The organism is Streptomyces sp. DSM 42067 (assembly GCF_055792885.1).
In genome coordinates, this window is record NZ_CM147706.1 from 3,657,905 (window position 1) to 3,677,350 (window position 19,446).

At 69.2% G+C, this 19,446-nt stretch carries 22 protein-coding genes and 1 tRNA gene; 7 read left to right on the forward strand and 16 right to left on the reverse strand.

Features of this window, described 5'->3' with window-relative positions:
- Positions 1 to 148: 148 nt before the first annotated feature.
- Together ACSMXV_RS16930 and ACSMXV_RS16935 are read right to left on the reverse strand one after the other, a co-directional pair.
- Positions 149 to 490 carry a GroES family chaperonin gene (locus ACSMXV_RS16930; RefSeq protein WP_473178432.1) on the reverse strand — a complete coding sequence of 114 codons (342 nt, stop codon included), beginning with the start codon at positions 488 to 490 and terminating at the stop codon, positions 149 to 151.
- 44 nt (positions 491 to 534) lie between these two features.
- Positions 535 to 855: a DUF3618 domain-containing protein gene (locus tag ACSMXV_RS16935; RefSeq protein ID WP_181862534.1), complete on the reverse strand. Its 321-nt coding sequence runs from the start codon at positions 853 to 855 to the stop codon at positions 535 to 537.
- Positions 856 to 1,069: 214 nt separating this feature from the next.
- Here ACSMXV_RS16935 and bcp point away from each other — a divergent pair, with 214 nt between their 5' ends.
- Positions 1,070 to 1,537 (forward strand): thioredoxin-dependent thiol peroxidase, encoded by a 468-nt coding sequence (gene bcp / locus ACSMXV_RS16940; RefSeq protein ID WP_473178433.1) that lies wholly within the window; start codon positions 1,070 to 1,072, stop codon positions 1,535 to 1,537.
- A 44-nt stretch (positions 1,538 to 1,581) separates the two neighbouring features.
- A tRNA-Leu gene (locus tag ACSMXV_RS16945) sits at positions 1,582 to 1,665 on the forward strand.
- 97 nt (positions 1,666 to 1,762) lie between these two features.
- Here the strand turns inward: ACSMXV_RS16945 and rdgB are convergent.
- The 4 genes from rdgB to ACSMXV_RS16965 form a co-directional block, all read right to left on the reverse strand.
- Positions 1,763 to 2,365, reverse strand: a complete 603-nt coding sequence (rdgB, locus tag ACSMXV_RS16950) for an RdgB/HAM1 family non-canonical purine NTP pyrophosphatase (RefSeq protein WP_473178434.1) — start codon at positions 2,363 to 2,365, stop codon at positions 1,763 to 1,765.
- Positions 2,366 to 2,491: 126 nt separating this feature from the next.
- Positions 2,492 to 2,884 (reverse strand): hypothetical protein, encoded by a 393-nt coding sequence (locus ACSMXV_RS16955; protein ID WP_473178435.1) that lies wholly within the window; start codon positions 2,882 to 2,884, stop codon positions 2,492 to 2,494.
- Between the two features lie 150 nt (positions 2,885 to 3,034).
- The gene (rph, locus tag ACSMXV_RS16960) at positions 3,035 to 3,766 is read right to left on the reverse strand and encodes a ribonuclease PH (protein ID WP_181660644.1); all 732 of its coding nucleotides are present in this window, start codon (positions 3,764 to 3,766) and stop codon (positions 3,035 to 3,037) included.
- Between the two features lie 162 nt (positions 3,767 to 3,928).
- Positions 3,929 to 4,162, reverse strand: a complete 234-nt coding sequence (locus tag ACSMXV_RS16965; protein ID WP_030569190.1) for a PTS sugar transporter subunit IIB — start codon at positions 4,160 to 4,162, stop codon at positions 3,929 to 3,931.
- Between the two features lie 354 nt (positions 4,163 to 4,516).
- On the opposite strand from ACSMXV_RS16965, the gene ACSMXV_RS16970 reads away from it, so the two are divergent.
- Positions 4,517 to 5,806, forward strand: a complete 1,290-nt coding sequence (locus tag ACSMXV_RS16970) for a PTS transporter subunit EIIC (RefSeq protein ID WP_181660643.1) — start codon at positions 4,517 to 4,519, stop codon at positions 5,804 to 5,806.
- Positions 5,807 to 5,985: 179 nt separating this feature from the next.
- Positions 5,986 to 7,236: a PTS transporter subunit EIIC gene (locus ACSMXV_RS16975; protein ID WP_181660642.1), complete on the forward strand. Its 1,251-nt coding sequence runs from the start codon at positions 5,986 to 5,988 to the stop codon at positions 7,234 to 7,236.
- Between the two features lie 101 nt (positions 7,237 to 7,337).
- On the opposite strand, the gene ACSMXV_RS16980 is transcribed toward ACSMXV_RS16975, so the two are convergent.
- Positions 7,338 to 8,090 carry an MBL fold metallo-hydrolase gene (locus ACSMXV_RS16980; protein WP_473178436.1) on the reverse strand — a complete coding sequence of 251 codons (753 nt, stop codon included), beginning with the start codon at positions 8,088 to 8,090 and terminating at the stop codon, positions 7,338 to 7,340.
- A gap of 203 nt (positions 8,091 to 8,293) precedes the next feature.
- Here ACSMXV_RS16980 and ACSMXV_RS16985 point away from each other — a divergent pair, with 203 nt between their 5' ends.
- Positions 8,294 to 8,812 (forward strand): type II toxin-antitoxin system PemK/MazF family toxin, encoded by a 519-nt coding sequence (locus ACSMXV_RS16985; RefSeq protein ID WP_473178437.1) that lies wholly within the window; start codon positions 8,294 to 8,296, stop codon positions 8,810 to 8,812.
- A 62-nt stretch (positions 8,813 to 8,874) separates the two neighbouring features.
- On the opposite strand, the gene ACSMXV_RS16990 is transcribed toward ACSMXV_RS16985, so the two are convergent.
- From ACSMXV_RS16990 to clpS, 7 genes are all read right to left on the reverse strand, one after another.
- Positions 8,875 to 9,825 (reverse strand): PLP-dependent cysteine synthase family protein, encoded by a 951-nt coding sequence (locus ACSMXV_RS16990; protein WP_181660638.1) that lies wholly within the window; start codon positions 9,823 to 9,825, stop codon positions 8,875 to 8,877.
- A 5-nt stretch (positions 9,826 to 9,830) separates the two neighbouring features.
- Complete coding sequence (locus ACSMXV_RS16995) at positions 9,831 to 10,109, reverse strand: MoaD/ThiS family protein (protein WP_181660636.1); 279 nt, start codon at positions 10,107 to 10,109, stop codon at positions 9,831 to 9,833.
- Between the two features lie 108 nt (positions 10,110 to 10,217).
- On the reverse strand, positions 10,218 to 10,319 hold the full coding sequence (locus tag ACSMXV_RS17000) for a putative leader peptide (protein WP_309484478.1): 102 nt from the start codon (positions 10,317 to 10,319) through the stop codon (positions 10,218 to 10,220).
- Between the two features lie 129 nt (positions 10,320 to 10,448).
- Positions 10,449 to 10,874 (reverse strand): M67 family metallopeptidase, encoded by a 426-nt coding sequence (locus ACSMXV_RS17005; protein WP_473178438.1) that lies wholly within the window; start codon positions 10,872 to 10,874, stop codon positions 10,449 to 10,451.
- 121 nt (positions 10,875 to 10,995) lie between these two features.
- On the reverse strand, positions 10,996 to 12,447 hold the full coding sequence (locus ACSMXV_RS17010) for an amino acid permease (protein ID WP_473178439.1): 1,452 nt from the start codon (positions 12,445 to 12,447) through the stop codon (positions 10,996 to 10,998).
- 368 nt (positions 12,448 to 12,815) lie between these two features.
- A complete protein-coding gene (locus tag ACSMXV_RS17015; protein ID WP_473178440.1) occupies positions 12,816 to 13,421 on the reverse strand; it encodes a DUF2017 domain-containing protein in 606 nt (201 codons plus the stop codon).
- 64 nt (positions 13,422 to 13,485) lie between these two features.
- The gene (clpS, locus tag ACSMXV_RS17020) at positions 13,486 to 13,803 is read right to left on the reverse strand and encodes an ATP-dependent Clp protease adapter ClpS (protein ID WP_181660632.1); all 318 of its coding nucleotides are present in this window, start codon (positions 13,801 to 13,803) and stop codon (positions 13,486 to 13,488) included.
- A gap of 185 nt (positions 13,804 to 13,988) precedes the next feature.
- Between clpS and ACSMXV_RS17025 the strand changes: the two genes are divergently transcribed.
- Together ACSMXV_RS17025 and ACSMXV_RS17030 are read left to right on the forward strand one after the other, a co-directional pair.
- Positions 13,989 to 15,317 carry a nicotinate phosphoribosyltransferase gene (locus ACSMXV_RS17025; protein WP_473178441.1) on the forward strand — a complete coding sequence of 443 codons (1,329 nt, stop codon included), beginning with the start codon at positions 13,989 to 13,991 and terminating at the stop codon, positions 15,315 to 15,317.
- Between the two features lie 281 nt (positions 15,318 to 15,598).
- Positions 15,599 to 16,183 carry an isochorismatase family protein gene (locus ACSMXV_RS17030; RefSeq protein ID WP_473178442.1) on the forward strand — a complete coding sequence of 195 codons (585 nt, stop codon included), beginning with the start codon at positions 15,599 to 15,601 and terminating at the stop codon, positions 16,181 to 16,183.
- 37 nt (positions 16,184 to 16,220) lie between these two features.
- Here ACSMXV_RS17030 and ACSMXV_RS17035 read toward each other — a convergent pair whose 3' ends face one another.
- Positions 16,221 to 16,547 carry a hypothetical protein gene (locus tag ACSMXV_RS17035; RefSeq protein ID WP_181660629.1) on the reverse strand — a complete coding sequence of 109 codons (327 nt, stop codon included), beginning with the start codon at positions 16,545 to 16,547 and terminating at the stop codon, positions 16,221 to 16,223.
- 122 nt (positions 16,548 to 16,669) lie between these two features.
- Complete coding sequence (locus ACSMXV_RS17040; RefSeq protein ID WP_473178443.1) at positions 16,670 to 19,009, reverse strand: immune inhibitor A domain-containing protein; 2,340 nt, start codon at positions 19,007 to 19,009, stop codon at positions 16,670 to 16,672.
- Positions 19,010 to 19,446 lie beyond the last annotated feature (437 nt).

The following is a 19,446-nucleotide window of genomic DNA, read 5'->3' on the forward strand; positions in this document are numbered from 1 at the left end:
CGGAACCCGGCCGAGCCCCCGGAGATGGAGCCCAGGCGAGCCCTCAGAGATAGCGCCCCGCCGAGTCCTCAGTGATGCCGAGCCCCAGAGATAGAGCCCCGGCAAGCCTCAGAGATGCCGAGCCCCAGAGATAGAGCCCCGGCAAGCCTCAGAGATAGAGCCCGGTCGAGTCCTCGGAGCCCTCGAAGCGGTCCGCGGCCACGGCGTGCAGATCGCGCTCGCGCATCAGGACGTACGCCACGCCCCGCACCTCGACCTCGGCCCGGTCCTCAGGGTCGTACAGCACCCGGTCGCCCGGCTCCACGGTCCGCACGTTCTGCCCGACCGCGACCACCTCGGCCCAGGCCAGCCGCCGCCCGACGGCCGCGGTCGCGGGGATCAGGATGCCGCCGCCGGAACGCCGCTCGCCCTCACTGGTGTCCTGCCGCACCAGCACGCGGTCGTGCAGCATCCGAATGGGCAACTTGTCGTGGTGGGTCTTCTCGCTCACGCTCCGAACCTACCTGTCTCCACCCCGCCCGCACCCCGGAGGGGTCAGCGCTTCCGCCTGCGCGAGCTCATGGCCAGCAGCCCCACGACCCCGACGACGACGAGCGCCACCGGCACGATCCGCTCCAGCCGCGGCGCCCCCTCCTCCGACACCAGCCGCGCCCGCACATCGCTCACGGCCCGGTTGACGCCGACATACGCCCGCCCAAGGGTGTGGTCGACACTGGAGACGACCTTCGCCTTGGCGTCCCCGACGATCGTCTTCGGGTGCACCCGCATCCCGATCTCGTCGAGCGTCTCGGCCAGCCGCTCACGTCGGCGCCTGATGTCCGCCTCGATCTGCGCAGGGGTCCTGGCATCCGACACCGCGCTGCCTCCGTGGTCGTATCCGATGGGTCTTCCGCTGGTCTTCCGCCGGCGTTCCGGTGTTATCCGGCCGGGTCGGGTCGACCTGCGTCTGTGGGCGACAGTCTGTCAGCTTCCGGCCCGCCTCACCCCACGGCACCCCTATTACCCTCGTTCCGTAACCGGCCACGGGGATCCGCCCCCTTGCCGCCCCACTGCCAGGAGACCGAAGAAGATGAGCGAGCGACTCCAGCCCGGCGACACCGCCCCCGCCTTCACCCTGCCCGACGCCGACGGCACCGAGGTCTCCCTCGCCGACCACAAGGGCCGCAAGGTCATCGTCTACTTCTACCCGGCCGCCCTCACCCCTGGCTGCACCAAGCAGGCCTGCGACTTCACGGACAACCTCGAGGTGCTCGCGGGCGCCGGCTACGACGTCATCGGCATCTCCCCCGACAAGCCGGAGAAGCTCGCGAAGTTCCGCGACAAGGAGGACCTGAAGGTCACCCTCCTGGCCGACCCCGACAAGTCGGTCCTCGAGTCCTACGGCGCCTTCGGCGAGAAGAAGCTCTACGGCAAGACGGTCGTCGGAGTCATCCGCTCCACGGTGATCGTCGACGAGGAGGGCAAGGTCGAGCGCGCCCTGTACAACGTGAAGGCCACGGGCCACGTCGCCAAGATCATCAAGGATCTGGGGATCTGAGGTCCGGCCCGGGCCGTCCGGCCAGTAGCATGACCGGACGGCAGGCGGCCGTGGTGGAACTGGCAGTCACGCTGGGTTTAGGTCCCAGTGGGGTAACACCCGTGAGGGTTCGAGTCCCTCCGGCCGCACGTACGCGAAGACCCCGTCCGGCACGACCGGCGGGGTCTTCGTGTTCAGCGGGCCATCTGTGCCACTGCTTGTTCAGCGGGCCATCTGTGCCACTGCTCAGGCCAGCAGTTCCCGCACCACCGGCACCAGCGCCCTGAACGCCTTCCCCCGGTGGCTGATCGCGTTCTTCTCCTCGGGGCTGAGCTCCGCGCACGTGCGCGTCTCGCCGTCCGGCTGGAGGATCGGGTCGTAGCCGAAGCCGTTCGTGCCGGCGGGGGTGTGGCGGAGGGTGCCCGTGAGGCGGCCCTCCACGACGCGCTCCGTGCCGTCCGGCAGGGCGAGGGCGGCGGCGCAGGCGAAGTGGGCGGCGCGGTGTTCGTCGGAGATGTCGGAGAGCTGGGCCAGGAGGAGCTCCAGGTTGGCCTGGTCGTCGCCGTGGCGTCCCGCCCAGCGGGCGGAGAAGATGCCGGGGGCGCCGCCGAGTACGTCGACGCAGAGGCCCGAGTCGTCGGCGACGGCGGGCAGGCCGGTGGCCTGTGCCAGCGCGTGGGCCTTGAGCAGGGCGTTCTCGGCGAAGGTGACGCCGGTCTCCTTGACGTCGGGGATCTCCGGGTAGGCGTCCGCGCCGACGAGGTCATGGGTGAGGCCTGCGTCGGCGAGGATCGCCTTGAGTTCGGTGATCTTTCCGGCGTTGCGGGTGGCGAGGATCAGGCGGGTCATGCCACCAGTATCGCGGGGGCGGAGGGGTGCGGAGTCCGACCCGCACCCGGCTCCCGTCCGTACCGGCGGCGGGGTGCGGGACTCCGACCCGCACCGGCCCCCGTCCGTACCGGCGGAGGCGGTGCCCTACGGCGTGCACACCTTCGTCAGTTCGCCCGCCGCGTCCGTGACCGGGGTGATGTCCGGCGTCTCGTCGCCGTTCTCGATGGCCTGGCGGACGTTGGCGACGGCCTGGCCGAGCTCGTCGACGGCCTTGCTGACGTCGGCGTTGTCGGTCTTGTCGCCGATCTCGTCCAGGTTCTTCTCGATGGAGTCCAGCGACTCCTGGGCCTGGGTGGGGTCGTTGGCGGCGTTGTCGACGGCCTGCTGGAGGTCGGTGACGCTGTCGGCTATGGAGTCGGCGGTCTGCACGCAGTCCAGTGCCGTGTCGACGGCGCTGCAGCCGACGGCGAGCGGCGCGGCGAGCGCCAGGCTCGCCAGGGCGACGGCGGTGCGATTACGTCGGCGGCGCGATGCCATGTGGGCGGTTCCTCCCGGAGGTTGCGGACGGGCGCACGGTGTGGCCCGTACGCCCGTATCTGTATGAACGCCGGAAGGTGCCTTCTTGGTTGCCTCTTTACCGATGCCACCGTCACCGATGCCACCGTCGCCCTTCCGGGGTGCGAGCTCTTACCGCTGCTGTTCGAGCGCGGCGCGCTGGATGGCCGTGAGTTCCGTGCAGCCGGAAACGGCCAGGTCGAGAAGGGAGTTGAGCTCCTCGCGGGCGAAGGGCTCGGCTTCGGCGGTGCCCTGGACCTCGACGAACCGGCCGTCGCCGGTGCAGACGACGTTCATGTCGGTCTCGGCACGGACGTCCTCCTCGTAGCAGAGGTCGAGGAGCGGTACGCCGCCGACGATGCCGACGGAGACGGCGGAGACGGTGCCGGTGAGCGGGTTGCGGCCGGCCTTGACGAGCTTCTTCTTCTGCGCCCAGGCGACGGCGTCGGCGAGGGCGACGTAGGCGCCGGTGATGGCGGCGGTGCGGGTGCCGCCGTCGGCCTGGAGGACGTCGCAGTCGAGGACGATGGTGTTCTCGCCGAGTGCCTTGTAGTCGATGACGGCGCGCAGGGAGCGGCCGATGAGCCGGCTGATCTCGTGGGTGCGGCCGCCGATCCTGCCCTTGACGGACTCGCGGTCGCCGCGGGTGTTGGTGGAGCGGGGCAGCATCGAGTACTCGGCAGTGACCCAGCCCTCGCCGCTGCCCTTGCGCCAGCGCGGGACGCCTTCGGTGACCGAGGCGGTGCAGAAGACCTTGGTGTCGCCGAAGGAGATGAGGACCGAGCCCTCGGCGTGCTTGCTCCAGCCGCGTTCGATGGTGACGGGACGGAGCTGTTCGGGCGTACGGCCGTCGATGCGAGACATGCTGATGAGCCTAGCCCGAATGGTGAAGACCCCGTTCCGGTCGGGTCGGAACGGGGCTTTCGGCCAGCGCCCTCGGACGGTCGCGTGCGGCGGGGCTCAGGGGCGGGCGGCTGCCCTCACCGGCTCAGCGGGTGCCCTCACCGGCTCAGATGGTGTTTTCGCTCACATCATGTCTTCGATGTCGGCCGCGATCGGGTCGGCGTCGGTGCCGATGACGACCTGGATCGCCGTGCCCATCTTGACCACGCCGTGCGCTCCGGCGGCTTTCAGGGCGGCCTCGTCGACCTTGCTGGGGTCGACGACCTCGGTCCGCAGGCGGGTGATGCAGCCCTCGACCTCTTCGATGTTGTCGATGCCGCCGAGCCCGGCAACGATCTTCTCAGCCTTGGTGGCCATTTCTTACTCCCTCTGTGATTCCTGCCGGGTCGGGGGCCCGTGGCGGCTGCCGCCGGTGGAGTGGCCCCGCGGAGTACGGCGAAGGACGCGGCCTCGACTCACCGCTGGTCCACTCGGCCCACCATGACCGCCTTGTCACGGTAACCCACAGTTGGCCCAACTTCGCGAGCGGTCACCTCACCCGTACCGAAGGATGACGAACACGGTGCAGCGCCTGCGCGACGCGCCACCGGCCGCCATCCACCACTGGTCTACACCAGTATTCAACCACCGCCAACCCCGGCCCCGTTCCGGTCCGGAGTTCCGGGTCCGGAGCTCCGGACCGATCCCGCCATGTCCCCCGGAGGACGCCGAATGAGTGCCGAGAGCGCGGCAGCCCCGGCGCGCAGCCGATGGAACAGCCTGTTCCAGGGATTGCAGAAGATGGGCCGTAGCCTTCAGCTGCCCATCGCCGTGCTCCCGGCCGCGGGCATCCTCAACCGGCTCGGCCAGCCGGACGTCTTCGGGGACGAGGGGCTGGGCTGGACGGACGTCGCCAAGGTCATCGCGGCCGCGGGCGGTGCGCTGCTCGACTCCGAGCTGGGGCTGCCGCTGCTGTTCTGTGTGGGCGTCGCGATCGGCATGGCGAAGAAGGCGGACGGGTCGACGGCGCTCGCCGCGGTCGCGGGGTTCCTCGTCTACTACGCGGTGCTGCAGGCGTTCCCGGTGGACTGCCCGGACGGCACCCAGGCGGTCGGCGGCGGCTGCGTGGACTACGAGAACCAGGGCTTCACGGCGGCCACGTACCAGAACCCGGGCGTCTTCGGCGGCATCGTCATGGGGCTGATCTCCGCGTATGTCTGGCAGCGGTACCACCGCACGAGGCTGGTCGACTGGCTCGGCTTCTTCAACGGCCGCCGGCTCGTCCCGATCATCATGGCCTTCATCGGGCTCCTCTTCGGCAGCCTGTGCGTCTGGGTGTGGCCGCCCATCGGCGCCGGGCTGACCGGTTTCGGCGAGTGGCTCTCGGACCTGAGCTCCTGGGGCGCGGGCGTCTTCGGCGTGGCCAACCGTGCGCTGCTGGTCTTCGGGCTGCACCAGTTCCTGAACACCTTCGTGTGGTTCCAGTTCGGCCAGTACACGAAGCCGGACGGCACGGTGGTGCACGGCGACATCAACCGGTTCCTGGCGGGCGATCCGACAGCCGGCCAGTTCCAGACCGGGTTCTTCCCGATCATGATGTTCGCCCTGCCCGCGGCGGCGCTGGCCATCTACCACTGCGCGAAGCCCCATCGCCGCAAGGACGTCGGCGGGATGATGCTGTCCGTCGCGCTGACCTCGTTCGTCACCGGCATCACCGAGCCGATCGAGTACTCGTTCCTGTTCATCGCGCCGGTGCTGTATGTGATCCACGCATTTCTGACCGGCGTTTCGATGGCGGTGTCCTGGGGGCTGGGCGCGAAGGACGGGTTCAGTTTCTCGGCCGGTCTGATCGACTACGTCATCAACTGGAGCCTGGCCACCAAGCCCTGGCTGCTGCTCATCATCGGCGCGGGCTTCGCCGTCCTCTATTACGCGATCTTCCGGTTCGCCATCACGCGGTTCGATCTGAAGACCCCGGGCCGCGAGCCCGAGGAAGAGGTCGAGGACATCACCAAGGCCTAGAGGACATCACCATGGCGTAGCCGCGCCGTTACGGAGACATCTCACCCTTATCCGGCCTTCACCATCGAGCCCCCACCGTGCTACAAACAGGTCTACACCACTGACTGGTGTAGACCACGTGGATGCTGCCCACCCCATCTTCCCATGTCCCCGGCAGCACCCTGGCACATGGAGGAAGCATGAGTACGGCCACCGCTACGGCCGCCCCCGCCAAGAAGTGGGGCTCGGGCCTGTTCCAGGGCCTGCAGAAGATCGGCCGCAGCCTGCAGCTGCCGATCGCCGTGCTGCCCGCCGCGGGCATCCTGCTGCGCCTCGGCCAGCCGGACGTCTTCGGCGCCGACGGGCTCGGCTGGGACAAGGTCGCTTCCGTCTTCGCCACCGCCGGCGGCGCTGTCTTCGACAATCTGCCGATGCTCTTCTGCATCGGTGTCGCCATCGGCTTCGCCAAGAAGTCCGACGGCTCCACCGCGCTCGCCGCGCTGGTCGGCTTCCTCGTCTACAGCAACGTGCTGAAGGCCTTCCCGGTCACCGAGGCGAAGGTCCAGGACGGCGCCGACATAGCCGCGACCTACAACAACCCGGGCGTCCTCGGCGGCATCGTCATGGGTCTGCTGGCCGCCGTGCTGTGGCAGAAGTTCCACCGCACCAAGCTGGTCGACTGGCTCGGCTTCTTCAACGGGCGCCGGCTCGTCCCGATCATCATGGCCTTCGTCGGCACCCTGGTCGGCGTCGTCTTCGGTCTGGTCTGGGAGCCCATCGGTGAGGGCATCAGCAGCTTCGGCGAGTGGATGACGGGTCTCGGTGCCGCTGGTGCCGGCCTCTTCGGCGCCATCAACCGTGCGCTGATCCCGGTGGGTATGCACCAGTTCGTGAACACCGTCGCCTGGTTCCAGCTCGGTGACTTCACCAACGCCGCAGGCGAGGTCGTGCACGGCGACCTGAACCGCTTCTTCGCGGGCGACCCGGACGCCGGTATGTTCATGTCCGGCTTCTTCCCGATCATGATGTTCGGTCTCCCGGCCGCCGCCCTCGCCATCGCACACTCCGCGCGCCCGGAGCGCCGCAAGGCCGTCCTGGGCATGATGATCTCCCTCGCCCTGACCTCCTTCGTCACGGGTGTCACCGAGCCGATCGAGTTCTCGTTCATGTTCATCGCGCCGGTGCTGTACGCGATCCACGCGGTGCTCACCGCGATCTCGCTGGCCGTGACATGGGCGCTCGGCGTCCACGCCGGATTCACCTTCTCCGCGGGCGCCATCGACTACCTGCTGAACTGGAACCTGGCCACCAAGCCGTGGCTGATCATCCCGATCGGCCTTGTCTTCGCCGCCGTCTACTACACGGTGTTCCGCTTCGCCATCACCAAGTTCAACCTGCCGACCCCGGGCCGCGAGCCCGAGGAGGAGGTCGAGGACCTCACCAAGGCGTGAGCCGGTCGGTGCCCGTCTGAAGTCCCTCGTACAAGCGGCCGAAGGCCCTCGGAACCCGGAGGTTCCGAGGGCCTTCGGCCGTATCAGTCGTGGGACGCGCCTCAGATCTCGTACGTCGCCGCCGGCACCGCCAGTTCCGCCGGACCGTCGAACACCGCGCGGGCGTCCGCCAGATTGACCTCGGGGTCCGTCCACGGCGGGATATGGGTCAGGACGAGACGCCGGACCCCGGCGCGCTGGGCGGTCTGACCCGCCTCGCGGCCGTTGAGATGGAGATGGGGGATGTTCTCCTTGCCGTGGGTGAAGGCGGCCTCGCACAGGAAGAGATCGGTGTCCACGGCGAGTTCGACCAGGGAGTCGCACACACCGGTGTCCCCGGAGTACGTCAGCGAGGAACCGCCGTGCTCGAGGCGGATGCCGTACGCCTCGACGGGGTGGCGCACTCTCTCCGTGTGCACGGAGAAGGGGCCGATCTCGAAGGTGCCCGGCTTGACGGTGTGGAAGTCGAAGACCTCGCTCATCGACGACGCGGAGGGCGTGTCGCCGTACGCGGTGGTCAGTCGCTGCTCCGTGCCCTCGGGTCCGTAGACGGGGATCGGAGCGGCGCGGCCGCCGTCGTGCCGGTAGTAGCGCGCCACGAAGTAGGCGCACATGTCGATGCAGTGGTCGGCGTGCAGATGGCTGAGGAAGATCGCGTCGAGGTCGTAGAGACCGCAGTGGCGCTGCAGCTCGCCCAGGGCGCCGTTGCCCATGTCGAGGAGCAGCCGGAAGCCGTCGGCCTCGACGAGGTAGCTCGAGCAGGCCGATTCCGCGGACGGGAACGACCCCGAGCAGCCGACGACGGTGAGCTTCATGGAGCAGAAACCTCCGCTGGCAGGATGAGAAAACGGGGGTCGTGCGGTGCGTCGAGCGTAAGGCGCAAAAGGCTCCGTCGCTTCTCCGTCACGGTCTGTTGTGGGCGAACTCACCTGCTGTGTCACCGGATCGGACGGCTGTGCGGTTACGCGCGCGGGAGGCGGGGCGCGCAGCGAACGGGGCCCGCCGGTACCGTCGGTACATGGACACGTCCTGGTGGCTCGCCCTGGCCGCCGTGGTGCTGCTCGCCCTGGTCGCAACGCTGGTCGACAGCTGGGGGCCGTACCGCGTGCGGCGCCGGCGCCGCAGGACCAGGCCGCCGGGACGGCCCGGTGAGCGGCCGGAGCAGCCGCGGCGACGCGTGGCCCCCAGGCCGAAGCCGGCGGAGATCTGGTGGGCGAACGTGCCGTACGAGCGAGCCGGGGGCGCCTCGGTCAGGCCGGACGGGGCGACGCGGGGTACCGGGCGGGCCAAGGACCGGCCGTGTCTGGTGCTGTCGGTGCACGGCGACACCGCGCTGGTGGCCAAGATCACCAGCAAGTACCGCGACGAGCGCCCGGGCGTGATCCCGCTGCCACCGGGATCCGTGGGCGATGCGCAGGGCCGCCCGAGCTTCCTGGAGACGGACGAGCTGCGGAACGTGGCCGTATGGGAATTCCGGCGACGGGCCGGCGTGGCGGACCCGGTCCTGTGGGACCAGGTCCGCCATCTCGCGCGTTAGCCGCCGCCCTGTGGGCCGTTCCGCAGGCGCGATGCACCGCCTGTGGACAAGGCGAAGCCGGCTCAGGCCCAGAGCTGCCCGTGCAGCGTCTCGATGGCCTCTTCCGTCGTGGCCGCGGTGTAGACGCCGGTCGACAGGTACTTCCAGCCGCCGTCGGCGACGATGAAGACGATGTCCGCGGACTCGCCCGCCTTGACCGCCTTCTTCCCCACGCCGATCGCGGCGTGCAGCGCGGCGCCCGTGGAGACGCCCGCGAAGATCCCCTCCTGCTGGAGGAGTTCCCGGGTGCGGGTCACGGCGTCGGCGGAGCCGACCGAGAAGCGGGTGGTCAGCACGGACGCGTCGTACAGTTCGGGTACGAAGCCCTCGTCGAGGTTCCGCAGCCCGTAGACGAGGTCGTCGTACCGCGGCTCGGCGGCGACGATCTTGACGTCCGGCTTGTGCTCGCGCAGGTAGCGGCCGACGCCCATGAGCGTCCCCGTCGTGCCGAGGCCCGCCACGAAGTGCGTGACGGACGGCAGGTCGGCGAGGATCTCCGGGCCGGTCGTCGCGTAGTGCGCGCCCGCGTTGTCCGGGTTGCCGTACTGGTAGAGCATCACCCAGTCCGGGTGCTGCCCGGCGAGCTCCTTGGCGATGCGTACGGCGGTGTTGGAGCCGCCCGCGGCGGGGCTGGGGATGATCTCCGCGCCCCACATGCCGAGCAGGTCGCGGCGCTCCTGCGAGGTGTTCTCCGGCATGACGCACACCATGCGGTAGCCCTTGAGCCGGGCGGCCATGGCGAGCGAGATGCCGGTGTTGCCGGAGGTGGGCTCGAGGATGGTGCAGCCGGGGGTGAGCCGGCCGTCCTTCTCGGCCTGCTCGATCATGAACAGCGCGGGGCGGTCCTTGACCGAGCCGGTCGGGTTGCGGTCCTCGAGCTTCGCCCAGATCCGGACGTCCTCGGACGGCGAGAGCCGGGGCAGCCGGACGAGCGGCGTGTTGCCGACGGCTGCGAGGGGGGAGTCGTACCGCATGCCGATCAGGCCATACCGCCGGCCACGGCCGGCAGGATCGTCACGCTGTCGCCGTCGGCCACCTTGGTGTTGATGCCGTCGAGGAAGCGGACGTCCTCGTCGTTCAGGTAGACGTTGACGAAGCGGCGCAGCTCGCCGCCGTCCACGATCCGGGCCTGGATTCCGGCGTGCCGGGTCTCGAGGTCGGCGAAGAGCGCGGCGAGGGTGTCCCCGCTGCCCTCGACGGCCTTCGCACCGTCGGTGTACTGGCGGAGGATGGTCGGGATGCGGACCTCGATGGCCATGGAGTGGGCTCCTGTCGGAAGAATTCTGGTCGGTGGGCGCGCGGCTGCGCTGCGTACGTGCGGTGCTACGTGAGGGCGCCGCGGCTCACTGCCGTACGGCGGGACGGCTCAGCGCGGACAGATGGCGCTGGCCAGCCTGCACAGGTCGACGTGCAGCCGCGCCACGAGCAGCATGCCCGGCGTCTTGTCGCTCACGTCGTCGATAACCATGGGGTCATCGTATCGATTCCCGGTCCGGTCTCCGGAATGGGATCTCACGTGCTGGACGATTCCGGTTCGCCAGCCGGACGGGCTCCGCCAAGGGCCGCGCCCTTTCGCCGGTTTCCGGTCAGCAGCCGCTCAGCCGTAGGCCTCGACGATCTTCACTTCCTCCTCCGTGATCTCGCCGTCGACGATGCGGAAGGAGCGGAACTGGAAGGGCCCGGCGTCGTCGGTGTCCGCCGTGGACACCAGCACGTAGTGGGCGCCCGGCTCGTTGGCGTACGAGATGTCGGTGCGCGAGGGATAGGCCTCGGTGGCCGTGTGCGAGTGGTAGATGACCACGGGCTCCTCGTCGCGGTCGTCCATCTCGCGGTAGAGCTTGAGCAGATCGCCGGAGTCGAACTCGTAGAACGTCGGCGAGCGGGCGGCGTTCAGCATCGGGATGAACCGCTCGGGGCGGCCGGAGCCCACGGGGCCCGCGACGACGCCGCACGCCTCGTCGGGGTGGTCCTGGCGCGCGTGCGCGACGATCTGGTCGTGAAGGGCCTGGGTGATGGTGAGCATGCCGCTCAGGATATGCGGGCGGGCCGCCCGTACCGAAGGGTGGTACGGGCGGCCCGCATGCTGGACGCTGCCGCATGCTGCACACGGCTCGCGTCCTGGACGCTGCGCGTCGGGCCGGAGCTCAGCCGACTTTCTCGAGCGAGCGCTCGTGGCGCTCCGCGACCTGCGGGTTCCGGGCCTTCAGCACGTACCAGCCGATGGCCAGCGCGGCGGCCCAGCCGGCCATGACGTACAGGCAGATCCGGGAGTCGGCGTCGTACGCGATCAGGCCGGTGACGAACAGCAGGAACAGGACCGCGATCCAGCTGCACACCGCGCCGCCCGGTGCGGGGAAGGAGGACGCGGGCAGGCGCCCGGCGTCGACCGCGCGGCGGTACAGGATGTGGCTGACGAGGATCATCAGCCAGGTCCAGATGCCGGCCGCGGTCGCCACCGAGGTGACGTAGCCGAAGGCCTTCTCCGGGACGATGTAGTTGAGGACCACGCCGATGCCCATGAAGAGCACGGAGACCGTGATGCCGAACGCGGGCGTCTTGGAAGCGGACAGCTTGTTGAAGACCTTGGGCGCCTCGCCGTTGTCGGCCAGGGTGCGCAGCATGCGGCCGGTGGAGTACATGCCGGAGTTGCACGACGACAGGGCCGCGGTGAGCACCACGAAGTTCACGATGGCGGCGCCGGCCGGAATGCCGATCTTGGCGAAGGCGGCGACGAACGGGCTCACGCCGGGCGCGAACTCGGTCCACTTCACGACGCAGAGGATGACCGTGAGGGCACCGACGTAGAAGAGCGCGATACGCCAGGGCAGGGTGTTGATCGCCTTGGGGAGCGTCTTCTCGGGGTTCTCGGACTCACCGGCCGTGACGCCGACGAGCTCGACGGCGAGGTAGGCGAACATGACGCCCTGCAGGGTCATCAGCGAGGAGCCGACGCCCTTCGGGAAGAAGCCGTCGAAGGCCCAGAGGTTGGAGACGGCGGCAGTGTCGCCCGCGGAGCTGAATCCGAAGGTGAGGACGCCGAGGCCGATCACGATCATGCCGATGAGCGCGGTGACCTTGACCATCGAGAACCAGAACTCGATCTCGCCGAAGAGCCTCACCGAGATCAGGTTGGCCGCGAAGAGGACCACCAGGAAGACCAGGGCCGTGACCCACCGCGGGATCGACGGGAACCAGTAGTTGACGTAGATCGCGGCGGCGGTGAGCTCCGCCATGCCGGTGACGACCCACATCAGCCAGTACGTCCAGCCGGTGAAGTAGCCGAAGAACGGGCCGAGGAACTCGCGGGAGTACTCCGCGAAGGAGCCCGAGACCGGGCGGTAGAGCAGGAGCTCGCCGAGCGCCCGCATGATGAAGAAGATGATCACGCCCGCGAGGGCGTACATCAGGATGAGGCTGGGGCCCGCCTTGGCGATGTTGGCACCCGCGCCGAGGAAGAGTCCGACGCCGATGGCGCCGCCGATGGCGATCATCTGGACCTGACGGCTGCCGAGCCCGCGCTCGTACCCCTCTTCGGGGGCGTCGCCGCCCACGGCCTCATTGCCGTCGCGATGCTTATCGACCTGCGCTGAGGTCATGCTGGTGTGCGCCTTTCTCCATGCCGATCCGAGCCGTCCCGGCTTCGGATCGGGTCTCGATCCCCCTGGATGTGATGGAGCTGTGCCGACCGGCGGTCTGCCGGCGTGGGCGCCCCCGGCCGGGGCATGGGTGGCCCCGTCGGGTGGTCGTGAAGATCTATCACGGCCGCAGGGGTGATCGGTTGAGGCGGATATGGCACACACCACAGGAAGAAGCGGACAAAAGAGCCCTCAACCCGCCATAAGCCATCGCTTTGGTGACAGGATCGTTATCCGGATTTGAGTGTTCGCTGAGCGAACACCCTCCAGGGCCCCCTGACTTGGCAAGTCCCCCATATCGGGAGACGGGAGGCAGATCCGGCGGTACGTCAGGGCATCAAGGTGTCGACCAGCGTCTCCTGCAGTCCGCCGAGCCACAGATACGCCATCACCATCGGCTTGCGCGGATCCTCGTCCGGCAGCCGGTAGAGCACATCGGTGTCCTCCTCGTCCGCGATGTCGAGGCGGGAGCCGATGGCCAGGCGCAGGTCGTTGAGCGCGCCGAGCCACTGCCGTGACTCATCGGGCGTCAGCTCGAGAACGGCGCCGCCATGGCCCGCGACCGTCAATGCGTCCAGGGAACGGATCACCGCGAGGGCGTCGTCGCGCTTCCTCGCCCGCAGGTCGTTCTCGGTGAAGCGGCGGAACTCTGCGGAGTGCGCCCGCAGCTCGTCGTCGTCGCCGGGCGTGGCCTCCTCGCCGCCGGGCCCGCTGTACGCGTCCGGGAAGAGCCGCTGCAGCACGGGGTCGGAGGGCGGCTCGCTCGGGCCCTCCGCGAAGAGTTCGGCAAGGGGGTCGTCGGAGGCGTCCCCGCCCGGCCCCGGTCCGACGAGCTCCAGAAGCTGGACCGCCAGCGACCGGATGATGGAGATCTCGACCTCGTCGAGCGCGACGGCCGCGCCGCCCCCGGAGATCGGTTCGAAGTGTCCTGGCATAAGGGAGAGTCGCTGCTTCCGGTCCTGAGGGAGAGTCGCTGCTTCGGGTCCTGAGGGTGAGCCGCTACTTCCGGTCCTGCTGAAGGGTGGCCCACAGGCCGTAGCCGTGCATGGCCTGTACGTCGCGTTCCATCTCTTCGCGCGTCCCGCTGGACACCACCGCCCTGCCCTTGTGGTGGACGTCGAGCATCAGTTTGGTGGCCTTGTCCTTGGAGTACCCGAAGTAGGCCTGGAAGACGTACGTCACGTAGCTCATCAGATTGACCGGGTCGTTGTGGACGATCGTGACCCAGGGGACGTCGGGCTCGGGTACGGCGAAGGACTCCTCCGCGGACTCTGGGCGTTCGACTTCTAGGGGTGCTGGGGCCGTCACACGGCCCATGCTGCCACTTGGGGTGGGCGACCGCACAAACGCCCCGGCGGTGTCCGGCGCAAATCAGCCCATGGAAATCGTCAGAGTGACGAGATTTGGGGGTAGCATCGCTCGTATGCCGCAACTCCGGGGCGAGAAGCCCCGGGCCCCGGACGCGACCGGGGTGCCCACGAGTCATCTCGAGGAGATCCACAGTGAATGCCCCGGATCTGCGCCTGCCGGTGGATGTTCCCTCCACGGCGCTCTTCACGGACCACTACGAGCTGACGATGCTGCAGGCCGCCCTGCGCGCGGGCACGGCCGGCCGGCGGTCGGTCTTCGAGGTCTTCACGCGCAGACTGCCCGAGGGCCGCCGCTACGGCGTCGTGGCTGGCACCGGCCGGGTGCTTGACGCCGTGGAGAACTTCCGGTTCGACGAGGGCGTCCTCGGCTTCCTGCGCGAGCGCGGCGTCGTGGACGAGCCCACGCTCGCATGGCTCTCCGAGTACCGCTTCACCGGCGACATCTGGGGCTATCCCGAGGGCGAGGTCTACTTCCCCGGCTCCCCGATCCTGCGGGTCGAGGGCTCCTTCGCGGAGTGCGTGCTCCTTGAGACCGTGATCCTTTCGATCCTCAACCACGACTCGGCGATCGCCGCCGCCGCGTCGCGCATGTCGTCGGCGGCCGGGGACCGCCCGCTGATCGAGATGGGCGCCCGCCGCACCCACGAGCTGGCGGCCGTCGCCGCCTCGCGGGCCGCCTACGTCGGCGGCTTCACGAGCACCTCCGACCTGGCCGCCGGCTTCCGCTACGGCATCCCGACGGTCGGCACGTCCGCACACGCCTTCACGCTGCTGCACGACACCGAACGCGACGCGTTCGAGGCCCAGGTGGCCTGCCTCGGCACCGGTACGACGCTGCTGGTCGACACGTACGACGTGGCCGAGGCCGTGCGCACCGCCGTCGAGGTCGCGGGCCCCGAGCTCGGCGCCGTGCGCATCGACTCCGGCGATCTGCTGCTGGTCGCGCACCGGGTGCGCCAGCAGCTGGACGAGCTGGGCGCCAAGAAGACGAGGATCGTCGTGACGTCGGACCTGGACGAGTACGCGATCGCATCGCTGCGGGCCGCGCCCGTGGACGCGTACGGGGTCGGCACTCAGCTGGTCACTGGCTCCGGGCACCCCACGTGCTCGATGGTCTACAAGCTGGTGGCGCGCGCCGAGAGCACCGACCCGGCGGCTCCGCTCATCCCCGTCGCGAAGAAGGCGACGGGCGGCAAGACGTCGATCGGCGGCCGCAAGTGGGCCGCGCGGCGGCTCGACGAGGAGGGAGTGGCCGAGGCGGAGGTGATCGGTACCGGCCCGGTCCCGGCCGCACTCCAGGACCGGCAGCTGCTGGTCGAGCTGGTCAAGGGCGGCTCGGTTGTCGCCCGCGAGCCGCTCGACGTGGTCCGCGACAGGCACTTCGAGGCCCGCGACCGGCTGCCGCTGTCGGCGATCCAGCTGTCCCGGGGCGAGCCGGTGATCCCGACCGAGTACGTCTGACACCGCCGGCACCACCCGGACCGGACGGCGCCTGTGATCCCTCTGGTGCTGCCGGTGCGGAACGGCGCGCGTGGGATCGTCCGCGCATGAACGCCGGGTGAGCGGGAATGCAACGACAGCGCACATTCGAATCCACAGGCGGGCAAGGACCCCCTCCCGCAACGCATTTGAAGTCTCTAGGCTCGGTTCCACAGGCCGAGCCGCAGCCCATCCGAGACCCCCGCAGCGGGGGCCCGGGGAGCCCTCCTCGGGACGTCACAGCCAGCCGAAGGACAGCCACCATGCGCCGCGCCTTGATCGTCGTAGACGTGCAGAACGACTTCTGCGAGGGCGGCAGCCTCGCGGTCGCAGGGGGTGCCGATGTCGCTGCCGCCATCACCGAGCTGATCGGCCAGGCCCCCGCCGGCTATCGCCATGTCGTCGCCACCCGCGACCACCACATCGCCCCCGGTGACCACTTCTCGGACCGGCCGGACTTCCGCCACTCGTGGCCCGCGCACTGCGTGGCGGGCACGGAGGGCGTCGGCTTCCACCCCAACTTCGCCCCGGCGGTCGCCTCCGGAGCGATCGACGCGGTCTTCGACAAGGGCGCGTACGCGGCGGCGTACAGCGGCTTCGAGGGCGTCGACGAGAACGGGACGCCGCTGGTCGAGTGGCTGCGGGCCCGCCAGATCACCGAGGTCGACGTGGTGGGCATAGCCACGGACCACTGTGTGCGCGCGACCGCGCTGGACGCGGCCCGCGAGGGGTTCCGCACCCAGGTCCTGCTGGACCTCACCGCCGGGGTCTCGGAGGAGACGACGGAGCACGCGCTCGAGGAGATGCGCGAGGCGGGAGTGGAGCTGACGGGCAAACCCGTCGTGTAGCCGGTCGGCACCTCGCGCGAGTCCGCCCGCGCCTCGCTCACGACCTCTGGGCCACCGGGCCGCGGAAGAGCGCCTTTATCGGGTGGTAGAGCTCCCTGACGTCGTCCGGCGCCGTGCGCCACACCAGGTTCTCGGGGTGGTGCAGGACCGCCGTTATCTCATCCGGCGTGGGCGGCGCGAGGTTCCCGCGGAGGTAGACCGCGCGCAGGCCGAGGTTGCGCAGCCGCGTCAGGGCGCGGGCCCGGTTGCCCGCCTGCACGACCACCCGGACGTATCGCCCGTCCGCGCACGCGGCGGGGTTCGGCAGCGTCAGTGCGACGACCACGCTTCCGTCCGGCAGCTTGCAAAAGCCTCCTGCGGCCATACCGCACATACCCCCGTAAGAAGTCGTGTCAATAACGGACCCACAGGAGGCACCTAAACACGATCGGCCGCCACCCGCCAGAGGGCAACGGCCGATCATGCTCTGACCTGCTCAAACGCGTCCTACTTCGTGGCCTCCGAGACCTTGAGCGTGATCGTCGAGCCGCTCGAGGACTCCTTCACGATCGCGATCTTGGTGTTGGTGTCAGTGATCTTGACGCCACCGAAGGGGTTGCTCTCGTCGTAGTACGTGTTCACGTGGTCGTTGAAGATCCGGTTGCCCGGCAGCGACGGGACCACCGTGGGGACGTCTGCCCTGTGCAGCGTGAACCCGTCCGTCCGGTACTCGGTGAACGGCGCGTCGTACGTCTGGATGCGGTTGCGCATCAGCGTGCCGTCGGACCACCGCAGCGCCTTCGGGTGGGCGTCGACCGGCAGCAGCAGGCCGGTGCCCGGGTGCTCGCTCGTGTTGTTGTCCATCTGGGAGGTGTCCCACTTCCAGATGAGCAGGCCGTTCTGGTACGGGAAGTGCTCCACCCAGGAGGGACGCGTGGCCGCGAAGCCGAAGTTGTACGGGCCGGCCTTCAGCGTCTTGTCGTACGACACGTACTGGCGGTTCTCCGCGATGTAGTACTGCGCGTAGTCCTTGGTGAAGGAAGCCCCGATGCGGGAGAAGCCAGTCGCCGTCCAGGCGGCGTCCGCGCTCTCCGCGTCGTCGGAGAAGACCGCCGAGCCGTCCGCGGTGACCGTGATCGAGTCGGCCGCGAAGCCCTTCTTGGCGAGGCCGCCGTCGGTCGCGTAGCGGAAGCGGAGATCGATTTTCTTGCCCGCATACGCGTCGAGCGGGTAGACGAGCTTCTGGTACGCGTCGGCCGTGCCGTCCAGCGCGGGCTTGTCGCTGCCGTCGCGGCTGATCGGATTGCCGCCCGCCGTGCCGTCGATCGCCGTCCAGTTGGCGCCGCCGTCGGTGGACACCTCGGTGTAGAGGTAGTCGTAGCCCGCCTCGATGTCCCACCAGCCGTCGAGGGTGAGGGCGGCGGAGGACTTGCCGGTGAGGTCCACGGACCGGCTGAGGGTGTTCTTCAGGTCGTTGCCGCTGCCGCTCCACCACTGCGTGGCGCCCTGCGCCGGGGTCACGATCTCGGTGGTCACCGCCTTCTGGGGCAGTTCCACCACCAGGGCCTGGGCGTCTTCGGTGTTGTACTCGGCCACGCCCAGCCTGTGCGTGGAGCGCGTCGCCGCCTTGGCCGTCTCGTAGTCCAGCCAGCCGAGCTGCAACTTGTCCCAGGCGGTCATGTCGCCGGGCAGATCGCCGATGGTCCCCTCACCGGTGCCGAGCCAGGAACCGGAGGACATCAGGGTCCAGAAGCCGGTGGAGTTCTCGCCGCCGCCGGAGGTGTCGTAGTGGTCCGGCAGGCCGAGATCGTGACCGTACTCGTGGGCGAAGACGCCGAGTCCGCCGTTCTCCGGCTGGATGGTGTAGTCGCCGACCCAGATGCCGGTGTCGCCGATCTGGGCACCGCCCAGCTTGTTGCCGTCCGGGCCCGTGGCGCCGGCGTCGGTGCCGAACGCGTACCAGCGGTGCGCCCAGATGGCATCTTCGCCCTGGGCGCCGCCGCCCGCGGACTCGTCCTCGCCGGCGTGCACGATCTGGAAGTGGTCGATGTAGCCGTCGGCCTCGTTGAAGTCGCCGTCGGCGTCGTGGTCGTAGCGGTCCCACAGGTCGTACTTCGCCAGGTCGGCCTTGATGTCCGCGTCGGACTCGCCCGCCGCCTTCTGCTGGTCGACCCAGGCCTTCACGCCGTCGGCCACCGCGTACCAGGCGCAGTTGCCGCATTTGTTGGAGCCGTAACGGGCCTCGTTGTAGGGCACCTTGACCCAGTCCGTGACCTCGCCGTCGACCGAGTAGCGGCCCGAGGACTGCTTCTCGTAGTACTTCTTCATCGACTCGACACCATCCCCGGTGCCGAAGTAGAGCTCCTGGAAGTGCTCCCGGTTGTAATCCGCCTGCCAGGCCGTGCTGTTGTCCTGGGTGCGGTCCGGCTCGGCTATCTCGTTGTGGGCCGGGCCCGCCGTGCCGCCGTATCTGCTGTCGATCTCGTCGCCGAACTCGACGAGGATCGTGAAGATCTGGTCGGTCTTCTCACGGCCGAGCTCGACGTACTTGTCGTCGTCGAGCTTCACGACCTTCGAGCCCTCGCGGTCCTTCACCTCGGCGTCGCCGGATATGACCTGCTGCAGGGCCTCTTCCCGCTGCTCCTCCTGGCGCTCCGTCAGCGGACCCTTGAGGTCGTGGTCCACATGAGCCTTGGCGGGCGCCGGATCGCGGCGTTCGATGGCCGCCGCTCCCGGGGCCTGGCCCTCCTCGGCCTGCGCTGTGGCGCCGGCCGAGAACGCCGCGGTGGCCGTGGCCAACGCCACGGCCACCGCAGTGGCTCTGAACGTACGTCTTCTGCTGGTCACTTGACCGTCCGTCCTTCCCCCGCGTCGGTCCCGCTGCCCACTGGGCGCGGCAACGTCACGCTCCCGGTCATGGAGGGCCGCGCGGCACGGATATACGCGCGTCAACAGTGCCGTTATTGGACCGGAGTCACGGGAGAAAAGACAGATCTTGACTTGCGCACGCCAACTGCACTATGCAGCAGGCGGAGTTCGGTAACCGGACGGTCGGCGAGGAATGGCGCACCCTTCAATGGGCGCGTCGGTCCGTCCACTTGGTGGACTCGATGACTCCGTGCGCCCCCTGTGCACCGGCACCGTGGGTAAGGTCACGCTTACCGGCGTTCCACTCGGGCATGCAGCCGATTAGAGTCATTTGACGGCGCGTTACAGACAAGTCGACATAGTTACGCACCCTCGTTGATTTCCGCATCCTCCCCCATGGCACGAGGGCATGGGGG